Below are 4,405 nucleotides of genomic sequence, written 5' to 3'. Positions count from 1 at the left end.
CGAGGAGCGGCTGGCGCGGGTGACGCGCCTTGAGGGGTCCGAGGAGCGGGCGGGGGAGCTGGCGGCCCGTGCGCAGGAGGCACTCGACCAGGAGCAGCTCCTCGCGGGGCGGCAGCTGAAGCTGCGCGATGCGGTGCAGGGCCGGCTCAAGGGGGTCGAGGCGCTGCTGGCATCGCTGACCGATCAGCAACTGGCGGACGTGGCGCGGCTCGAACAGGCGGGGACGGATGCCGCGCAGCGGGACCTGCTGGCGTCGGGGGCGCTGGGCGGCATCCGTCCCCGCCTGTTCGAGCCGCGCCACGTCCGCCAGTTGCTGATCGGTCAGCGATGCCAGCAGCGCCTCGACCCCCTTGAGCCGGCCCTGCACCGCATCGCGCAGCTTCAGCTGCCGCCCCGCGAGGAGCTGCTCCTGGTCGAGTGCCTCCTGCGCACGGGCCGCCAGCTCCCCCGCCCGCTCCTCGGACCCCTCAAGGCGCGTCACCCGCGCCAGCCGCTCCTCGGAGGCGCGCGCGATCTGGTGCCCCTGGTCGAGGAACTCCTGCGGGTTCCGGGCGAGCAGCAGCTGCATGTAGCCCGAGAGCCCGGTCTGTCCCTGGTACTGCTCCCTGGCCATCCGCCCGACCTCGTCCCGCCCGCCCGCCAGGGCGACCCGCACCTTCGCGAGCTGCGCGTCGAGCCGCTTCGTCGCCGCGGTCTGCGCCTTGAGATCGGCGGCGGTGGAGTTGTACGTCTCGCTCGCTTCCTCGGCCTGCCGGTAGAGGGTCTGCAGCTCGGCCAGCGCCCCTGCGATCGTGGTGGGCTGCGGATCCACCGGCGCCGCGAACGCCGGCGTCGCGGCGATCACCGTCGCCATGGCCGCCGTGCAGATGGACCGGAGAAGTCGCCCTGACATCTCATCACCTCCGCCCCGACCATGGGGCGATGGCGGCCGGTCCACCTCACGGGTGAGCGATTCGGCCCAACGAGGTCACTCGGTACGGTCCATCCCCGGCGTGGCGTCCGGCTCCGGCGCGGGGTCCGGCTTCGACCACGGCCATTTCACTCCGGAGGACGGCCTGCCCCCGGGGGAGTGGACGTACTTCCACCGGCGGGTGAGCCCGACCCGCCCGGACTGGCCCGCAGGGTTCCTCACGTACACGAGCACGGTCGGCGGCCCGCCGTCGTCGTCCGGGACCGGCACCTTGTACAGCTTCGGCGGGTGCCCGGTGGGCCCGAGCAGTACCGGCAGCACGCGCCCGTCCAGCGGGCCGCCCTCGAAGGGGGTGTCTTCGCTCTTCACCCCACCAGTGTCACAGCAGGTGGGCGGCCTCGCTGACGACCGGGATCACCCGCCGGGCGAGCACCCCGGCCGACCCTTCGGCCGTCTCCAGGGCCAGTGCGGCCCGCACGGCCTCCGCGGCCTGGGCGTCGGTCGCCGCGGTGACGGTGAGCAGCCCCACCAGGTGGTCGACCAGCCAGTCGCGCAACTCGCCCAGCGGCGGCTGCTTCTCCTCGTCGAGCCAGATCAGCGACGCGGCCTCGACGGCGGCGATCCAGGTCCTGACCATCATCCGCAGCCGGGGTCCGGGCCGGGGGACCCCGAGGTGGACGAGTATCTGCTCGGCGGCGGCCCGCCGCACCTCGTCGACGATCGCGCCGGTACGGGAGGTCTCGGCGACGGAGCCGCCCTGGAGGAGTGCGGAGAACCCGGTGTCGTGCTCGTCGACGAAGGTCAGGTAGCGGTCCAGCGCCCGGGTGAGGCGCAGGGTGAGCGGACCTGTCTGCGCCTCGGCGAAGCACTGTTCGAGCTCGTCGGCGGCGGAGCGGAGGGCGGCCTCGTACAACTGCTGCTTGCCTCCGGGGAAGTAGCGGTAGACGAGCGGCCGCGAGACCCCGGCCGCCTCGGCGACCTCGTCGAGGGAGACGTCCTCGGGCGCCCGGTGGGCGAAGAGCGACAGCGCCGATTCGAGGAGCTGACTGCGGCGCTCCTCGACGCTGAGCCGTCGATAGGCGGGGACTGCTGCGGGGGTCACCCCCGCAGCGTAATCCCGTACCGGGCCTAGCGGGCCAGGAGCCCGGAGCTCACCCACAGCCGCCGCCCGACCCCCTGCAGGCTGTACCGATTTGCGGCTCCGCCGCGTGGCAATGTCGTCCAGGCCCTAACGGGCGAGCAGCCCTGAGCTCACCCACAGCCGCCGCCCGACCCCCTGCAGCACGCCGATGTCGTCGAGGAAGTCGGTCAGGCGCTTGGCGCCGCTCTGCATGACCTCGGCGCGGTGGCCGCTCGCCTTCACCTGGGCGACGGCCTCGCGGCGGTCGAGACCGACGTTGGTGTACACCTCCGGGTTGACGAAGCAGGTGGAGAAGACGCGGGCCGCCTCCCCGCAGCTGACCCGGGTGAAGTGCTGCTCCCAGCGCGGCGCGGTGACCATCTGGCGGCGCAACTCCTCCCGTGCGTACCGCACATGGCGCGCCTCCTCGACGACATGGATGCGTGTGACGCCGCGCACCAGGGTCTGTACGCGCTCGTCGGGGAAGGTCAGCCGCTGCATGTAGTCGAGGATCTCCTCGCCGAGGAGCGTGGCGGCGAACGATCCGGGGGTGGTGGAGACGGTCTTCAGGATCCGGGCGAGGTTGTGGTAGAAGCGCGGCACCGGATAGGACGGCGCACCGCCCTTCTGGATCATCTTGGCGAACATCATCGAGTGCCGGCACTCGTCGGCTATCTCGGTCAGCGCGTACCGCACATGCTGGCTGGTCACGGCCTTGTCGTAGATATGCCGCACCAGCAGCTGCATCAGGATGATCTCGAACCAGATCCCGAGCGAGGCGAGCGACGCGGCCTCGTGCCGGGCGAGATCCATCCGCTGGTCCTCGCTCATCTTCCGCCACATCGGGGTGTCGTACAGCGACACCAGCTCCGGCGGCCAGAACCACTTCCCGTCCTCGACGGGCGCCTCCCAGTCGAGCTCCTTGTCGGGGTCGAAGGAGTGCTTGGCGGATGACTCGAGGAGACGCTCGGCGACCTGTTCGCGGTCCCGGAGGAGGCCGAGGGCGTCACGGAGCACTTCGCGGTCGGTCACGGTGGTCATCTCTGAGGCACCTCATGCGTGTGGGTTACCAGCGGTCACGTCTTATGAGACAGCTTGTCAGCAAGCTCGTCAATCCCTCACGCACGACTTGTTGACCCGGCGTCCAACGCCGTGTGAACCTGCGCTGTATGTCGACGCATGAGCTCTACACGGGTGGCCCGATCGATCCCAACTGGCAAGTCCCTTCGTCCAGTTCGGCCCGGTTCAGCTGGGAGTACGACGACGGCCGCGACCGGCTCCTTGCCCTCTACCAGAAGGGCAAGGACAAGCAGTGGGACGGCGCCAAGCGCATCGACTGGTCCCTCGAAGTGGATCCGTACGACCCGCTCGGCACCCCCGACGAGGCGATGACCCTCTACGGCACGCCGTACTGGGCGAAGATGAACGACAAGGACCGGGGGAATCTGCGGCGCCACTACACGGCCTGGCAGTTCAGCCAGTTCCTGCACGGCGAGCAGGGCGCGATGATCTGCGCGGCGCGCATCGTCGAATCGGTCCCCGACCTGGACGCCAAGTTCTACTCGGCGACGCAGACGATGGACGAGGCCCGTCACGCCGAGATCTACGGCCGCTTCCTCCACGAGAAGATCGGCATGCTCTACCCGATCAACGACAACCTCCAGGGACTGCTGGGCGACACACTGCGCGACTCCCGCTGGGACATGCCGTACCTGGGCATGCAGGTACTGATCGAGGGCCTGGCCCTGGCGGCCTTCGGCATGATCAGGGACACGACGGACAAGCCCCTCCCCAAGCAGATACTCGCGTACGTCATGCAGGACGAGGCCCGCCATGTCGCGTTCGGCCGCATGGCGCTGCGCGACTACTACAAGCAGCTCACCGACGCCGAGCTGCGCGAGCGCGAGGAATTCGTCATCGAGGGCTGCTACTTGATGCGCGACCGCCTGCGCGGGGTCGAGGTCCTGGAGAACTTCGGCATCCCGAAGAAGGAGGCCGAACAGCTCTCGGAGGAGTCGGAGTTCCTGCACCTCTTCCGCCAGCTCCTCTTCAGCCGCATCGTCCCGTGCGTCAAGGACATCGGCCTGTGGGGCGAGCGCCTCCAGAAGGCGTACGTCGACATGGGCGTCTTCGAGATGGGCAACTCCAACCTGGACCTCCTGATGACCCAGGACGAGGAGATCGCGGAACAACTGGACCGCGAGCGATTCGAGGTGGAGGAGCAGGCGCGTGTGGCGGAGGTGGCGGAGGCGATCGACGAAGGCGGTTCCACCTGAGGCCCGCGGTCCGCGGGCCTCGCCCCCCGGATGCAGTAGCGTGCTGGCGTGTCCATGCCCCCGCCGCCCCAGCAGCCGCAGCCGAACCCGTACGGCCAG

Annotated in this window: 5 protein-coding genes; 1 reads left to right on the top strand and 4 read right to left on the bottom strand. The window is 69.9% G+C overall.

Annotated features, from left to right (window positions below; translation table 11 throughout):
• From J0695_RS36785 to J0695_RS36770, 4 genes are all read right to left on the bottom strand, one after another.
• Nucleotides 1-892: coiled-coil domain-containing protein (locus tag J0695_RS36785; RefSeq protein ID WP_372445888.1), on the bottom strand; the 892-nt coding region annotated here is incomplete at its 3' end.
• A 75-nt stretch (nucleotides 893-967) separates the two neighbouring features.
• Nucleotides 968-1,279, bottom strand: a complete 312-nt coding sequence (locus J0695_RS36780) for a DUF8847 domain-containing protein (RefSeq protein WP_206969106.1) — start codon at nucleotides 1,277-1,279, stop codon at nucleotides 968-970.
• Between the two features lie 10 nt (nucleotides 1,280-1,289).
• On the bottom strand, nucleotides 1,290-2,012 hold the full coding sequence (locus J0695_RS36775) for a TetR/AcrR family transcriptional regulator (protein ID WP_206969105.1): 723 nt from the start codon (nucleotides 2,010-2,012) through the stop codon (nucleotides 1,290-1,292).
• Nucleotides 2,013-2,138: 126 nt separating this feature from the next.
• Nucleotides 2,139-3,071, bottom strand: a complete 933-nt coding sequence (locus tag J0695_RS36770) for an AurF N-oxygenase family protein (protein WP_206969104.1) — start codon at nucleotides 3,069-3,071, stop codon at nucleotides 2,139-2,141.
• 128 nt (nucleotides 3,072-3,199) lie between these two features.
• Here J0695_RS36770 and J0695_RS36765 point away from each other — a divergent pair, with 128 nt between their 5' ends.
• Nucleotides 3,200-4,306 (top strand): ferritin-like domain-containing protein, encoded by a 1,107-nt coding sequence (locus tag J0695_RS36765; protein ID WP_206969103.1) that lies wholly within the window; start codon nucleotides 3,200-3,202, stop codon nucleotides 4,304-4,306.
• The last annotated feature ends 99 nt before the right edge of the window (nucleotides 4,307-4,405 follow it).

The sequence above is a fragment of the Streptomyces beijiangensis genome, assembly GCF_017315755.1.
Classification (GTDB): domain Bacteria; phylum Actinomycetota; class Actinomycetes; order Streptomycetales; family Streptomycetaceae; genus Streptomyces; species Streptomyces beijiangensis.
Note: the sequence above shows the minus strand (reverse complement) of the source record. Positions and strands in the feature narration are given on the sequence as shown.

Coding starts and splice junctions, on each gene's coding strand:
- J0695_RS36770 (WP_206969104.1), bottom strand. CDS start 3,071: ATGACCACCGTGACCGACCGCGAAGTGCTCCGTGACGCCCTCGGCCTC.
- J0695_RS36765 (WP_206969103.1), top strand. CDS start 3,200: ATGTCGACGCATGAGCTCTACACGGGTGGCCCGATCGATCCCAACTGG.